Here is a 15293-nt window from a genome sequence, read left to right as displayed (position 1 = left end):
AGAAGTCTCTGCCCCAACGCTACCCGAGGCCTCCTTCTTCCCGCCGACTTACCTCGCTTTCGCGCGGCCGTGCCTCCTGCCGGCCCCCGCCCTGCCCGCCGTCGAGCTCGTCCACGAGCATCTCGAGAACGGCCGCGCACGTCGCCTCCCGGATCGCCGTCCGGTCGCCCGCGAGGTCGAGCAGGCCCGCTCGTGCCCCGGTCGGACCGGCGACCGCCACCCACACGGTGCCGACGGCCCGGCCCTCCTGGGGGTCGGGCCCGGCCACGCCCGTGGTCGCCAGCCCCCAGGTCGCGTCGAACCGGTCGCGCACGCCCCGGGCCATCGCGAGCGCGCACTCCTCCGAGACCACGCCGTGCTCGGCGACCACCCCGTCCGGCACCCCGAGCACCGAGACCTTCACCCGGGTGGCGTACGACACCACGCCCCCGACGAAGCTGCGGGACGCACCGGGCACGTCGGTGAGCCGTGCCGACAGCAGCCCGCCGGTCAGGGACTCCGCCGTCGCGAGCGTCTCCCCGCGGGAAGCGAGGACCTCCAGGACGCGCGCAGCCACCCTCGACTCCGGTTGGCCTGACCACATGTCGGCGACACTAACCGCATGGCGCTCCCCATCCAGGACTATGCACTCATCGGCGACCGGGGCACGGCGGCTCTGGTCGGCAAGGACGGATCGATCGACTGGCTGTGCCTGCCGCGCTTCGACTCCCCCGCCTGCTTCGCCGCGCTGCTCGGCACCGAGGAGAACGGGCGCTGGCTCCTCGCCCCGGCCGACGAGGTCGTCGCGACCAGTCGGCGCTACGTCGACGGCACCGCGCTGCTCGAGACGACGTTCACCACCGCCGACGGCGAGGTCGTGCTGCTCGACGTGATGCCGGTCGGCGACGGTCGCGCCGACGTCGTACGCCGCGTGACCTGCACGCGCGGCACCGTGCGGATGCGCCACGACTGGGTGGTGCGCGCCGACTACGGCCTGGTGCGTCCCTGGGTGAGCCGGGAGCAGGCACACGGCCACGAGGTCGTGGTGGCGGTGGCGGGGCCCGACAAGTTCGTGCTCCGCGGGCCCCACCTCCCGCACGGCCACCACGGCCACCACAGCAACGAGTTCGAGCTGTCGGCAGGCGAGGAGGTGAGGTTCTCGACCACGTGGGTGCGCTCGTGGCACGACGTCCCGGAGCCGCTGTCCATCGACGAGCGCATCGCCGCCACCACGGAGCGGCAACGCAGGTGGTCGGCACGCGCCCCCGAGGACGTCCCGCACGCCGACCTGGTGCGGCGCAGCCTGCTCACCCTCCTGCTGATGACGCACGCCGAGACCGGCGGGATCGTCGCGGCCCCGACGACGTCACTCCCCGAGGACTTCGGCGGGGAGCGCAACTGGGACTACCGCTTCTGCTGGCTGCGCGACGCGGCGCTCACCCTGGAGTCGCTGCTGGGCGCGGGCTACGACGGCGAGGCGCTGGAGTGGCGCGGCTGGTTGCTGCGCGCCGTCGCGGGCGATCCGGCGGACCTGCAGATCATGTACACCGTCGACGGTGGCCGGCAGCTTCCGGAGCGCGAGGTGCCGCACCTGCCGGGGTACGCCGGGAGCACCCCGGTGCGGATCGGCAACGGCGCGGTGTCACAGCGGCAGAACGACGTCCTGGGCGAGGTGATGATCGCGTTGGAGCTGGCCCGCGACGCCGGGCTCGAGGAGACGCACAACTCCTGGGCGCTGCAGCGCGCGCTCGTCGACGAGCTCGCCGAGCACTGGGACCAGCCGGACAACGGGCTGTGGGAGATCCGCGGGCCGCAGCGGCACTTCACCCACTCCCGCGTGATGGTGTGGGTCGCCTTCGACCGCGCGGTCAAGGCGGTCGAGCGCCACGACCTGGACGGTCCGGTCGACCGGTGGCGCGACCTCCGGGACCGGGTGCGCGAGGAGATCCTGGACAAGGGCTTCGACCACGAGCGCGGCACCTTCACCCAGCACTACGACACGACCGCGGTCGACGCCTCGCTCCTCACCATCCCCCTGGTGGGCTTCCTGCCGGGTGACGACCCGCGCGTGCTCGGCACCATCGACGCCGTCATCGCCGACCTCGACGTCGACGGACTCCTGCTGCGCTACCGCACCGAGACGGGCGTCGACGGGCTCGCGGGCGACGAGCACCCGTTCCTGGCTTGCTCCTTCTGGCTGGTCTCAGCGCTCGCGGCGGCCGGTCGGCGCGAGCAGGCCCACGAGCTGATGGACCGCCTCTGCGGGCTGGCCAACGACGTCGGGCTGCTCTCGGAGGAGTACGACGTCACCCACGGGCGGATGGCCGGCAACTTCCCGCAGGCGTTCAGCCACCTCGCGCTCGTGCAGGCGGCCCTCGCCCTGCGCTGAGCAGGGCGACGGCCCGGCCCCCCTACCATCGGGGAACCGGGCCGTCTGGTGCATGACGATCAGCGGCGCTTCACGCGCAGCTTCACGACCTTGCGGTCCCGCTCCACGCTGGACGAACCGGCGTAGGCGACCACGATCCGCTTCGTACCGGGCTTCGCGAAGGCCGGCAGCTTGACCTTCACCCGACCGTCGTCGAGGCGTGCGCTCCGCCACTTGCCCGCCACCTTGACGCGGACCTTGCCCTCGGCCGCACCGAGGTCGGAGTCGCGGACGGCGACCTTGAGCACGCCCTTCTTGCCCTGGACCGCCTTGGCCTTCAGGACCCGAATGTCCGATGCGGCACGGAGCACCGTCACGGCGACCGTCTGCTCGGCGCGGACGGCCGTACCGTCGAGGTAGCGCACGGTCAGGGTGTGCTGGCCGGTGGTCGTGAAGGCGGGCAGCTTGACGTTGGCCACCCCACCGGACACCGGGCCGGAGGCGAGGAGGACGTTGCCCTCACGGATCTCCACAGTGCCCGTGACGGGCTTCGAGGAGGTGTCCGTCACCGTCGCGTGGACCATTGCCTCGGTGCGGTCGACCACGACGACCTGGGGGGTCACCTTGGCCGTCACCGTGACGGACGCGGGCTCCGGCTTGACGGGCACCTTGATGCCCACCACCTCGGGGTTGTGGTCCGAGCTGGCGAACACCTCAGGCGTGTAGAGATCGGTGCCGATGTAGTTGTAACGGCTGTACTGGTAGAAGACCGACTCGTTGGCGTTGATCTCCCACAGGTCGACGCCGGTGACCATCGCCTTGGCTGCGGCGTTGGCGAACACGTGGTCGAGCGAGCCGGACGTCCCGGCGAAGCTGTAGCTCTCCTCCGCAGGGTCGTCGGTCGACTCCAGGGAGGTGAAGCCGGCCGCCTCGATCACCTGGACCGGGTCCTCCATCGAGTAGGCGTTGAAGTCGCCGGTGAGGAAGACCTTGTCGGTGCCGCGAGCAGCAGCGAAGCTGTTCGCGAACTCCGTCAGTGCCGTGGCCTGCGCCACGCGGTCGGGGTTGGCGTTGCCCTGGCCGGTGCCGTCGTCCACGCCCGAGCCCTTGGACTTGAAGTGGTTGACGATGACGGCGAACGCCTGGTCGGACGTGCCGGCCTTCGGCTTGAACAGCTGGGCCAGCGGGTCACGAGCGTTGTCGAAGGCGCTGACGTCGTGGATCTCGCTCTCGCCCACAGGCGCGACCGTGGTGGGGTCGTAGATGAACGCGTTGCGGATGACGTCCTCGCTCGCCGGGACGACGGCCGGGGATGGCACGAACGACCAGCGCTGCGTGCCGGCGTCGTCGTTGAGCGCGGCCACCAGGGCGGCGAGCGCCTCGTCGCGGTTGGCCCCGTCCACCGACTTGGAGTTCTCGAGCTCCTCGAGGGAGACGATGTCGGCGTCCATGGTGTTGATCGCGTTGACGATCTTGGTCTGCTGACGCTCGAAGTTCACCTGGTCCCACGCACCACGCGGGCCGTTGGACCCGCTGCAGCTGCGGGTGGCGATCGGGTTGTCGTCCCGGTCGACGTACGCCGTGCAGCCGGGGACGTCCCCGCCGAACGTGGTGAAGTAGTTGAGCACGTTGAACGTGGCCAGCTTCAGGTCGCCTCCGACGGCGGCCGGGGCCGCCGGACGGTCCTGCTCGAACGTGACGAGCCCGGTGGGCTCACCCACGACCTGCCGCTGGGGCTGGAGCTTCCACCCGAAGCGGTAGTCGAGGACGACCGGCTCGTCGAAGGTCACGTCGGCGCCCACGCGGACGGTGTGGTCCTTGGTCAGCCACGGCACCGGCTGGTCCTGCGCGCCGGCGGTGTTGGAGGTGTTCCAGTAGTTGGCGGACGACCCGTCGTCCAGGACCACCAGGTGCGCGGTGTTGTAGGCCGTGCGGTCCGCGATGGCCTCGGTGTCCTGCGCGTCGATCACCTCGGTGGGGGTGACCAGCGGGATGTCGCTGGCGGCGGCGATGCCGATCTCCCCGAAGAAGCTGGAGGAGGTGGCACCGAAGTCGTAGGAGTCGGTGACGGTCATCGGCGTCGTCGGCTGGAAGGCCTCGCCCTCGAACTCCTCGCGAGCGGCGTCGAGCTCGGCACCCGTCAGGCACTCGTCACCCGGGAGCGCGCAGTCGGTGCCGGGAAGCACCGTGTTGGGCACGGCGGGCGGTAGCGGCTGGCTCAGCTCGGTCACCTCGGTCGCATCGATCTCGGTGAGGGAGCTGAACTCCTTCACCGTGCCCTCGACCTCGACGGAGTCGCCCACCTCGATGGTGGCGGCGAAGCCGGGCTCGTAGACGAAGATGCCGTCCGAGGCGCCCGGGGTCGTGTCCTCGCCGCCGGTCTGGATGTAGAACCCGTTGAACCCGCCGGTGGGGAACGCCGCGGTGACGACGCCCTCGGTGACGACCGGGTCGTCGACGAGCGGGCTCGCGGCACCGGTGCCCTGGATCTCCGCGATGGACACCTCGACGGGCTCCGGAGGCGGCTCCACGACCCCGCCCCCGGATGCGGTCGGGGTCTGGTCGCCAGCGGTGAAGTCGGCGCTGTTGTTGTTCGTGTCGACGCCGGCGGTGCGGGACACCGACGTGGTGACCGACATCCCCGGGGCCGGAGCCGTCTCGAAGGAGGTCGACGTCGAGCCGACCCCCACCATGTCGACGATCCGGCTGTCGGAGGTCATGTTGCCCGTGGCAGGCGACGGGGTGATGCTCGTCGTCCCGTCGACCAGGAACACCTGTCCGGCGCTGGCGCCCATGTTGACGCCTGTCACGGTCACGTCCGGGGCAGGGATGGCGGAACCGTTGGAACCAGCCGTGCTGGTCTGGATCAGGAAGGTCTTGCCGGCCGGGACGGACCCGGTGAGCGCCGCGGTGCCGTTCGTGGCAGCCGACCCTGTCGCGGACCGGTACTGGATGCTCAGCCCGGAGAGGCTGATGGATGCGGCGGTCGGGTTGTAGAGCTCGACGTAGTCAGCGTTGAGGTCTGCGTTGTTGTTGCCGCCGCCACCGTAGACCTCGTTGATGACCAGTGCGGTGCCCGCGGGGTTCGCCTGGGCCGGGCTGGGCAGGGCGGCGAGCCCTGCGGTGATGAGGCCGAGGCCGAGGCCGCCGGCTGCGCGTCGTACGAACGCGGAAGTCTGCATGGGTTCTCCTGAGCAAAGGGATGCTGGGGGGACGGCAAGGGGATCCGGCCGAGTCCGGATCCCCTCCCGTCTGGAGTGGTGCGATCAGCGCGTGACGCGGACGCGGACGACCTTCTTCTTGGCGGCCGTGAGGTCGTCACCGCGGTAGCGGATGACCACCTTGTTCTTGCCGAGCTTGGTCATCTTGATGCGGAACGTCACCTTGCCGTTCTTCAGCTTCTTGGTGACCTTCTTGCCTGCGACCTTGACCGTGACCTTGCCGGAGGGCTTGAGGTCCGCGGCCTGGTAGACCAGGCGGAAGACGGCCCGGTCCCCTCGCTCCACGCTCTTCGGTGCGCGCACCTTGGCCCGCGGGTTGGCCTTGGTGACCGTGACCGCGACGCTGGTCTGCGCGGCCTTCGTGCTCTCGTCGCCGAAGTACTTCAGCGTGACCGTGGCCGTGCCAGCCTCGTCGAAGGGCTGCAGGGCGATGTCCGCCTTGCCACCCGCGAGCTCACCGGCGCCGACGACGGTGCCGTCGACCATCGCGATGACCGCCCCGGTCGCCGTGCCGGACGGCTTGGTGACCGCCAGGGAGACGGTGGCGCCGTCCTTCTTGACCTTCACGGTGTCGGGGCTGACGGTCGCCGACAGGGTCGGCGTGGCCTTCTCGACCACGGGCGCCGGCTCGACGGTGAGGCTCACCTGGCCCGATGCCGCCTTGGTCGCCTGGTCGCCGTAGTAGGTGACCTCGATCAGCTTCTCGCCGGCCGTGGCGAACGGACCGACCTTGATCGCGGCCTTGCCGTCCACCAGCTCGGCTCCGCCGACGACCTGGCCGTCGAGCAGCGCGGCGACCAGGCCGGTCGCCTTGGTGCCGGGCCGGGCCACGGTGACGTCGAGGACCGACGTGCCCGTCTGCGCCTTGATCGTCGAAGGGGTCGCGACCGCCGTGACGGTGGCGTCCGCCTTGATCGGGGCACGGTCGGTGGTCACCGGGATGTCGAGCGTGGTGCCGGTGGTCTGACCGACGAGCGTGATCACGTGGTCGCCCGGAGGCGTGCCCACCGGGATCTCCACGTCGCCGGCGATCTTGCCGTAGTCGTCGAACACCGCGGTGCCCGGCGTGTTGTCGACCGGCAGGCTGCCGATCTCCTTGCCGTCGAGCTCGACCGTGACCGACTGGTCCTGGGGGTCTCCCGCGCCGGTGAACGCCCACGACGTCACGGAGAACCGGACGTGCTCACCCGGGTGGTAGACCGACGGCGCCTCGGGGGCGAAGCTCACGCCGAGGGCGTGCTGGGTCGAGTCACCCTCCACCGGGGACATGGCGGCCATGTAGTCGACCATCGCCTGCAGGTCGACGCGTCCGGAGTCGCGCTTGTTGGTGGCGGTGTTGAACGCCCGGAAGTTGTCGCCACCGGACGCCAGGAAGGAGTTCGCCGTCACCGCGTAGACGGTGCCGGGCACGATCGCGGTGCCGTCGAGCCACATCCCGGTGATCCGGTCGCCCTCGGGTCGCGTCGCGTCGTAGGTGAACTCGAAGCCCTCGGAGGTGCCCAGGCGCAGGAACGGCCGAGACGGGACGTTGCCGGAGCCGTCACGCTGCCACTGCTGCTCGAGCAGCGTCTTGATCTGTGCCCCGGTCATGTCCATCGTGACCAGGGTGTTGGCGAACGGCTGGACCACCGCTGCCTGCTTGTAGGTCAGGACGGCCGGGTAGCCACTGGCGTTGTTGCCGAGCATGTCGGCGCGCAGGCCGCCCGGATTCATGAACGCGATCTGCGCCGTGCCGGACGACTCCGGTCCCGTGGCCCATCGCTGGACCTCGGCGACCAGGTTGCCCAGGGTGGACTCGCCACCGCGGTTCTCGTTGCCGTTGGCCAGCTTGGCGCGGTTGAACGGCATCGCCAGCTGCCCCAGCTCGCGAGCCCCCAGCACCTCGGCCTTGGCCACGGCGTCCTGGACCACGGTGGACGCGGCGTCGCGTGCGGCCGTGGCGGACGGGTCCGTGAGGGTCACGGTGTTGGCCCGCACGACGTCCTTGGACTTCAGCGCGACCGTGCCGGCGTCGGGGTCGACGGTGAAGACCAGCTTGTTGAGGTTCGTGCCGTACTGCCCGGCGGACACGACCGGCCGGCCGGCGGTGTCGGCGTTGGGGTCGGCGTGGTTGTAGGCCAGGTGGGTGTGGCCGGAGACGATCGCGCTGACGTCGGAGTCGACGCCTGCGACGATCTGGGCGAAGGCGGAGCCGTCGCTGAGCGCGGCGATGTCCTCCGAGCTCGCGCCCTCGTGGATCAGCATGACGACGATGTCCGCGCCGTCGGCCTTGAGGTCCGCAGCACCCTGGTTGACCGTCGAGACGATGTCGTCGACGTAGATGTCCGTGATCCCGGACGGGCTCACCAGCGCGGGCAGGTCCTCGGTGACCGCACCCACGAAGCCGACGTCGACACCGTTCATCGTCGTCATCCAGGTGCCGCCGTCGGACACGTCAGAGGGGTCCGGGGTGTTGGCCGTGACGTCGGGCAGGGCATAGGCGCTGTGGTCACCGGCCTGCTTCACGTTGGCCGCGATGTACTGCCAGTCAGCGCCACCCTCGGGGTTGGTGGTCGCGTCATAGGGAGTCATGACGCGGTCGACGAGGTCGTCGTAGCCGGCGTCGAACTCGTGGTTGCCCGCGGCGGACACGTCGAGGCCGGCAATGTTGAGGGCGTCGAGCGTGGGCTTGTCGCGCTGGATGAACGACTCGAACGTGGAAGCGCCGATGAGGTCGCCCGCAGCGGTGAACACCGTGCTGCCCGGGTAGTCGGACTCCAGCTGCTTGACCGCGCCGGCGAGCTGTGCCGCACCCGCTTCCTGGGCACCGTTGGAGGTGTTGGGGAGAAGGCGACCGTGGAAGTCGTTGGTGGCGAGGATCTGGATGTCGACGGGAGCCGCCTGCGCAGGAGCAGCCGTGGTGACCACGGCGAGTGGCGCAGCAAGAAGTCCCGTCACGGCGGTCGCGAGCGAGAAGCGGCGCCCAAGACGTGATGCTGACAAAGGAAGACCTTTCGAGAGGGTGGGTGAGCCGGCTCACCCTAACCTCAGACCTCCGACATCGACCCCCCAGAAAGTCGAGATTTTCCCGAAGTCGTGGTAACGACTTGGTGTCGGTTGTCGGTCAGTTCCCGGACAGTTCGGGATCGCCCTTGACAGCCCTCTGCCGGCGCACGTCGCGGAAGAACTCGTAGCCCGACCACATCGTCATCGCGACGGCTGCGGCGAGCGCCGCCTGGGCGAGGTAGAACAGGCCCTCGCCCACGTAGCCGGGCCAGAAGTCGAAGGCCCCGCCGTGTGCGTCACCGTGCGGGAGCGGCCAGAGGAGCCCGGCCAGCGCGAACGCCTGGAGGACCGTCTTGATCTTTCCGCTCTGCGCGGCGGGGATCACCACGTCCTTGAGGACCGACAGGCGCAGCAGCGTCACGCTCCACTCGCGCAGCAGGACGACGATCGTCACCCACCACCAGATGTCGCCCACGATGGACAGGCCGATGAAGGCCATGCCGGTGATCGCCTTGTCGGCGATGGGGTCGGCGATCTTGCCGAAGTCGGTGATGAGGTTGTGCTTGCGGGCGAGGTCGCCGTCGATCTTGTCGGTGATCATCGCGACGGCGAACAGCCCGAACGCCACCCAGCGCCACAGGGGGTCGTTGCCGCCGTCGTGCAGCAGCGCCCAGCCGAAGAGCGGCACCATGGCGATGCGCAGCACTGTCAGGACATTGGCGATGTTGAAGTTGGAGACCTGGTGGTCGGTGCTGTCGGTGCTCATGCCGGCTCTCCGTCCGTGCGTGCGACCAGGTCGACCCCGTCGGTGCCGGTGACGGTCGCTGCCAGTAGGTCGCCGACGCGCGCGTGGGCAGCACCGGTCAACATCGTCGTACCGTCGACCTCCGGGCCCTGGTGGGCTGCCCGGCCCTCGACGACACCGTCCTCGACCGACTCCACGAGGACGACGACCTGCTCGCCGATGCGTTCCTCGGCCCGCTGGGCGTTGAGCTCCTCGACGAGGGTGGTGACGTGCTCGGTGCGGGCGCGGATCTCGTCGTCGTCGAGCTTGAGGTCGTCGGCGAAGCCCGCGGCCTCGGTGCCGTCCTCGTCGGAGTAGCCGAAGACGCCGGTGACGTCCATGCGTGCCGCGACCAGGAAGTCGCACAGGGTCTGCAGGTCGTCCTCGGTCTCGCCGGGGAAGCCGACGATGACGTTGGAGCGTACGCCGGCCAGCGGGGCCAGCGACCGCACCTGCTCGAGCAGCCCGAGGAAGCTCTCCGGGTCACCGAAGCGCCGCATCCGCCGCAGCACCGGGCCGCTCGCGTGCTGGAAGGACAGGTCGAAGTAGGGCACCACGCCCGGCGTCGAGGCGATCGCCTCGATCAGGCCCGGCCGGGTCTCGGCCGGCTGGAGGTAGGACACGCGCACGCGCTCGATGCCGTCGATGCCGCTCAGCTCGGGCAGGAGGGTCTCGAGCAGCCGGAGGTCGCCGAGGTCCTTGCCGTAGGACGTGGAGTTCTCGCTGACGAGGAAGAGCTCCTTGACGCCCTGCGTGGCCAGCCACTGGCCCTCCTGCAGCACGTCGCTGGGCCGGCGGCTGACGAAGGACCCGCGGAAGCTGGGGATCGCGCAGAAGGAGCAGCGACGGTCACAGCCGCTGGCCAGCTTGAGCGGGGCCATCGGGCCCGAGTCCAGGCGACGTCGTACGGCGCGAGGTCCCGTCGCGGGCGCGCCCTCACCGATCTCGTCGACGTCGGCCACGACGTCGTGGCCGGGGACCGAGACGCCGGACGCGTCGCGCTCGACCGGCGAGATCGGGAGCAGCCGCCGGCGGTCGGACGGGGTGTGCGGGTGGTGGGTCTCCCCCGCCACGATGGCGCGCAGCCGGGAGGCGATGTCGGGGTAGTCGTCGAAGCCGAGCACGGCGTCCGCCTCGGGCAGCGACTCGGCGAGGTCCTTGCCGTACCGCTCCGCGAGGCAGCCCACCGCGACCACGGCCTGGGCCCGGCCGCCGTGACCGGCGGACGCCTTGAGGTCGGCCGCCTCGAGCAACGTGTCGACCGAGTCCTTCTTCGCGGCCTCGACGAAGCCGCACGTGTTCACCACGACCGTGTCGGCGTCCTCGGCGTCGTCGACGAGCACGAACCCGCCGGCCTCGAGCCGCCCGGCCAGCTCCTCGGAGTCGACCTCGTTGCGGGCGCACCCGAGGGTCACCACAGCGACGTTCAGTGGGGTCAGGGATAGCTCGGTGTCAGTCGTCATCGCACCCGTGAGTATGCCGGGTCCGTGCGCCCGGACCCGCACTGCCGCGGCGGTGAGGCCGCTCTCACGCCGGTCGGGGACGACAGTGGGGAGGATCGTCCTCGACATGTCAGGACGATCCTCCCCACTCACGACGCGGGTACCTGCCGGTTCAGTCGGAGACGAACGTGCCCTGGCCGGCGACGCCGGGCTCCCCCACCGGTCGGGCCTCGCCGCCTGCGAGCGAGACGGTCACGGCGCCGTCGGACGACATCACGCGCACCGGAGGCGACGCCTTCAGCTCGCGGGTCTGGCCCACGGCCAGGTTGCCCTTGAAGACCTGCTCGCCCGCACCGTCGCGTACGACGACCTGGGCACCGCCCGAGGCGGCGCTGACCACGACCGCGACCGGCTCGGCCAGCGGAGCGGTGCCCGCCCCCTGCGGGCCACCGGAGCCGTTGAGGACCGGCGTTGCGCCGCGGAGCTCGGGCGGGGTGTCCATCACGAGCCGGGCGATCGACCAGGCCAGCACGAGCGCCATCACGACGGCGACCAGGACGGACCAGTTCGGGCCGCCGCGGGTCCCCCGGATGGAGCCGTGCGCGCCGGTGGCCAGCTCGGCCTCGAACACTCGCCGGGGGTTGATCGGGGCGTGGGCGTAGCGCTCGTCGTAGGACGCCAGCAGCGGCGCGACGTCGATGCCCAGCACCCGCGCAAGCGTGCGCAGGTGGCCGCGGGCGTAGAAGTCGCCACCGCAGGGCTCGAAGTCGTCGACCTCGACGGCCTCGATCACGTGCGGACGGATCCGGGTGCGGTCGGCCAGCTGGTCGACGCTCAGACCCAGTCGCGTGCGTGCCGCCGCGAGCTCGGGACCGATGACCGGGTCCTCGGCGGGCTCGACCTCGAAGTCGTCGAGCACGAGTGGCTCGACGGGCTCCCCCGGCCGCGCGATGGCGCGGACCCGGTCGCCCCACGACTGGGTCTCCTCGACGAGGCTGACCCGACCGGGGCGGCGCAGCTCGCGACCCTCCGGCTCCTCCTCGTCGACGACCACATCGCGGCGCACCTCCGAGCGCCGGGCGGTGCCGGTCTCACGCAGCGCCGCCGGGGTCGGGCTCGCCACGACGGCGGGCTCGACGGCGGGCTCGACGACCACCGGCTCCGCGGGCAGCGAGGCCTCGGGGGCCTCGGTCTCCTCGACGGACTCCGCGACGTCGGCGGTTCCGGGGTCCCCGACCTCGTCGGCGGCGGGCTCGAGGACGACGATCTGGCTGGCGTCGCGGGCGACGCGACCGAGCGCCTCGGTGAGGTCGCCGTCGGCACCGGTGACACGCGTCGAGAGCCCGAGCGGCACCGCGAACGGCGCGCCGTGCAGCAACCGGGAGATGCTGGTGTGGCGCTTGCCGGTGCCGGTGAGCTCGGCCTCGATGAGCTCGAGGTTGTGCGGTACGACGACCAGGCGGCCGTCGCGGAGCTGGCCCCGCCGGGGCGTGTGCTCGACGTGGTGCACCGCCGTCCACGGCAGCCCGCGCCAGGTGCGGCCGAGCCGGATCCGGATGCCCTGCGCGTCCGCGACGAGCAGCGGGGTGCGGGCGTCGACGAGGCCCACCAGCCAGTAGGCACCCAGCAGGCCCATCGCGACCACGAAGGCCCAGTCGAGCGCGGACCCGGTCTGGGTCGCCCGACCGAGGTAGGCGATGGCGACCGCGGACGCGGTCAGCCCGACGCCGGCGGCGACGGCCGCGCTGCGGCGTACCTCCACCGCGTCGGGAGCGACGGCGAGCGGCCCGTGCTCACCGGTCTCGTCGTGGACGTCGTCCTCGTGCACTGCTGCCTGAACTGACCTGGCGCCCATCAGGCTCCCCCCTCCAACGTGGCGATCACGGAATCGAGCTCGTCGGGCTTCACCAGGACGTCACGGGCCTTCGAGCCCTCGCTGGGCCCGACGACCCCGCGGCTCTCCATGATGTCCATCAGACGTCCGGCCTTGGCGAAGCCGACGCGCAGCTTGCGCTGCAGCATCGACGTCGAGCCGAACTGGGTGGAGACGACGAGCTCGATGGCCTGCACCACGAGCTCCATGTCGTCGCCGATGTCGTCGTCGAGCTCACGCTTGGACTCCTTCGGCGCCGTCACGTCCTCGACGTAGGTCGGCTCGAGCTGGTCCTTGCAGTGCTTGACGACCTGGTGGATCTCCGCCTCGGTGACCCACGCGCCCTGGACGCGCACCGGCTTGGAGGCGCCCATCGGCAGGAACAGTCCGTCACCCTGGCCGACCAGCTTCTCGGCACCCGGCTGGTCGAGGATGACCCGGCTGTCGCCCAGCGAGCTCGTCGCGAAGGCGAGCCGCGAGGGGACGTTGGCCTTGATCAGGCCGGTCACCACGTCGACCGAGGGTCGCTGTGTGGCGAGCACCAGGTGGATGCCCGCCGCGCGGGCGAGCTGGGTGATGCGGACGACGGAATCCTCGACGTCGCGCGGCGAGACCATCATCAGGTCGGCGAGCTCGTCGACGATGACCAGGAGATAGGGGTACGGCGTCAGCGTGCGCTCGCTGCCCGCCGGCACCTCGACCTTGCCGGCCCGCACCGCCTTGTTGAAGTCGTCGATGTGGCGGAAGCCGAAGTTGGCCAGGTCGTCGTAGCGCATGTCCATCTCGCGCACGACCCAGGCCAGCGCCTCGGCGGCCTTCTTGGGGTTGGTGATGATCGGGGTGATCAGGTGCGGCACGCCCTCGTAGGCGTTGAGCTCGACCCGCTTGGGGTCGACCATGATCATCCGCACCTCGTCGGGCGTCGAACGCATCAGGATCGAGGTGATCAGCGAGTTGATGAAGCTCGACTTTCCGGAGCCGGTCGCACCGGCGACCAGCAGGTGCGGCATCTTCGCCATGTTGGCCACGACGAAGCCGCCCTCGACGTCCTTGCCGAGTCCGGCCACCATCGGGTGGTGGTCGGAGCGGGCCGTGGTGGACCGGAGCACGTCACCGAGGGAGACGATCTCCTTGTCGGTGTTGGGGATCTCGATGCCGATCGCCGACTTGCCGGGGATCGGGCTGAGGATGCGGACGTCGGCGGACGCGACGGCGTAGGCGATGTTCTTCGACAGCGCCGTGACCTTCTCGACCTTCACCGCCGGGCCGAGCTCGACCTCGTAGCGGGTCACGGTCGGGCCGCGGGTGTAGCCGGTCACGGTGGCGTCGATGCCGAACTCGTCCATCACCTGCATCAGCCGCTCGACGACCGCGTCGCTGGCCTTCGAACGCGCCTTGTGCGGCGAGCCCGGCTTGAGCGCGGAGTTGTCGGGCAGGGAGTAGGTGATGTCGCCCGACAGCGCGAGCTGCTCGACGCGAGCCGGCAACGGCGTGTGCGGCGGCGGCTCGACGGGTCCGGTCTCGTCCTTGCCGGCCGGGACCGCGGCGACCGCCGGCGTGACGTCGGTCGGTGCGTCCGACATCGCGTCGGTCGGGTCCGCGAACAGGTCGATGCCGTAGTCCTCGACCGGCTCGGCCGGCTCCTTCTTCTTGCGGCGCTTCCTCAGCTCGCGGTCGGAGAGCACCGGGCTGTCGTAGGCGGGGTCGCCCATCTCGGGGTCGATCTCGTCGTCGAGCATCGACCTGCGGCGCGTGCGCACCGGCTTGGTCGGCTCGTCGTCGGCCGCGGCGTCCTCGGCAGGCGTACGACCCAGCGCCTTGTCGCGCAGCTCGGCGAGCCTGACCGGCACCTGGTAGACGGGCGTCGCGGTGATGATGAGGACGCCGAAGAGCGCGAGGAGAGCCAGCAGCGGCACGACGACGTACGTCGTCTGCATGAGATCGAGCAGGAGGCTCGAGGTGACGTAGCCGACGGCACCGCCGGCCTCCTGGAGGTTGGTGGCGTCGCCGAGGACCGGCTGCGGGTTGCCGTTGGCGATGTGCACGATGCCGAGCAGGCCGAGCGTGAAGGCCGCCCAGCCGATGACCTGCCGGCCCGCAGGCCCGTTGCGCTCGGGGTCGCGCAGGGTGCGCCAGCCGGCGTAGACGAGGAACAGCGGGACGAACCATCCGACCTTGCCCACCGCGCCCGACGTGACCGAGCGGGCGAAGTCCATCACCCCGCCGGGCAGCTGCCACCACACGGCGGCGGCCACGACCATGGCGAGGCCGAGGAGGAACAGCCCGACCCCGTCGCGGCGGTGCTCGGGGTCGAGGTCGCGGGCCGACTGCCCCATCGACCGGGCGACTGCGCCCACGCCGTGGGCGATGCCGAGCCACGCCGCGGCGACGCCGCGTCCGAGCACGCCGAACGTGCGCGAGACCGGGCCCGCACCGCTGCGCACGGCACGAGGTGCCGGACGCGCGCTCGAGCCGCTCCGGCCCTTCGCTGACGAGCGAGGGGCGGGGCGCTTGCTGGTACTCCGTGATCGGGTGCTCGAACCCTTGGTGGTGCGCTTGGATCCAGACGTGCTCGAGCTCCGCGACCCCGGCGGGGAAGACGTACGGGTCGCCATGGTCCGACCCTACGGCCCGGTCACAC

Annotated in this window: 8 protein-coding genes; 1 reads left to right on the top strand and 7 read right to left on the bottom strand. The window is 70.9% G+C overall.

Features of this window, described 5'->3' with window-relative positions; all coding sequences use genetic code 11:
• Positions 1-19: 19 nt before the first annotated feature.
• Entirely contained in the window at positions 20-556 is a 537-nt protein-coding gene (locus tag ACNKF0_RS10200; RefSeq protein ID WP_416958049.1) for a CinA family protein, read from the bottom strand.
• A 45-nt stretch (positions 557-601) separates the two neighbouring features.
• On the opposite strand from ACNKF0_RS10200, the gene ACNKF0_RS10195 reads away from it, so the two are divergent.
• Positions 602-2368: a glycoside hydrolase family 15 protein gene (locus tag ACNKF0_RS10195; protein ID WP_416958047.1), complete on the top strand. Its 1767-nt coding sequence runs from the start codon at positions 602-604 to the stop codon at positions 2366-2368.
• A gap of 59 nt (positions 2369-2427) precedes the next feature.
• On the opposite strand, the gene ACNKF0_RS10190 is transcribed toward ACNKF0_RS10195, so the two are convergent.
• The 6 genes from ACNKF0_RS10190 to ACNKF0_RS10165 form a co-directional block, all read right to left on the bottom strand.
• Positions 2428-5529, bottom strand: a complete 3102-nt coding sequence (locus tag ACNKF0_RS10190; protein ID WP_416958045.1) for an ExeM/NucH family extracellular endonuclease — start codon at positions 5527-5529, stop codon at positions 2428-2430.
• Between the two features lie 84 nt (positions 5530-5613).
• Positions 5614-8550 carry a bifunctional metallophosphatase/5'-nucleotidase gene (locus ACNKF0_RS10185; RefSeq protein ID WP_416958043.1) on the bottom strand — a complete coding sequence of 979 codons (2937 nt, stop codon included), beginning with the start codon at positions 8548-8550 and terminating at the stop codon, positions 5614-5616.
• Positions 8551-8671: 121 nt separating this feature from the next.
• Positions 8672-9319 carry a CDP-diacylglycerol--glycerol-3-phosphate 3-phosphatidyltransferase gene (gene pgsA / locus ACNKF0_RS10180; protein WP_416958040.1) on the bottom strand — a complete coding sequence of 216 codons (648 nt, stop codon included), beginning with the start codon at positions 9317-9319 and terminating at the stop codon, positions 8672-8674.
• Positions 9316-10767 carry a 30S ribosomal protein S12 methylthiotransferase RimO gene (gene rimO, locus ACNKF0_RS10175; RefSeq protein ID WP_416958474.1) on the bottom strand — a complete coding sequence of 484 codons (1452 nt, stop codon included), beginning with the start codon at positions 10765-10767 and terminating at the stop codon, positions 9316-9318. The genes pgsA and rimO overlap by 4 nt, the downstream gene beginning before the upstream one ends.
• A 184-nt stretch (positions 10768-10951) precedes the next feature.
• Positions 10952-12634, bottom strand: a complete 1683-nt coding sequence (locus ACNKF0_RS10170; protein ID WP_416958037.1) for a helix-turn-helix domain-containing protein — start codon at positions 12632-12634, stop codon at positions 10952-10954.
• Positions 12634-15267 carry a DNA translocase FtsK 4TM domain-containing protein gene (locus tag ACNKF0_RS10165; RefSeq protein ID WP_416958035.1) on the bottom strand — a complete coding sequence of 878 codons (2634 nt, stop codon included), beginning with the start codon at positions 15265-15267 and terminating at the stop codon, positions 12634-12636. Before ACNKF0_RS10165 ends, ACNKF0_RS10170 begins: the two co-directional genes overlap by 1 nt.
• Between the last annotated feature and the right edge of the window lie 26 nt (positions 15268-15293).

This window comes from Nocardioides sp. T5 (assembly GCF_048161455.1).
Taxonomy (GTDB): Bacteria; Actinomycetota; Actinomycetes; order Propionibacteriales; family Nocardioidaceae; genus Nocardioides.
Note: the sequence above shows the minus strand (reverse complement) of the source record. Positions and strands in the feature narration are given on the sequence as shown.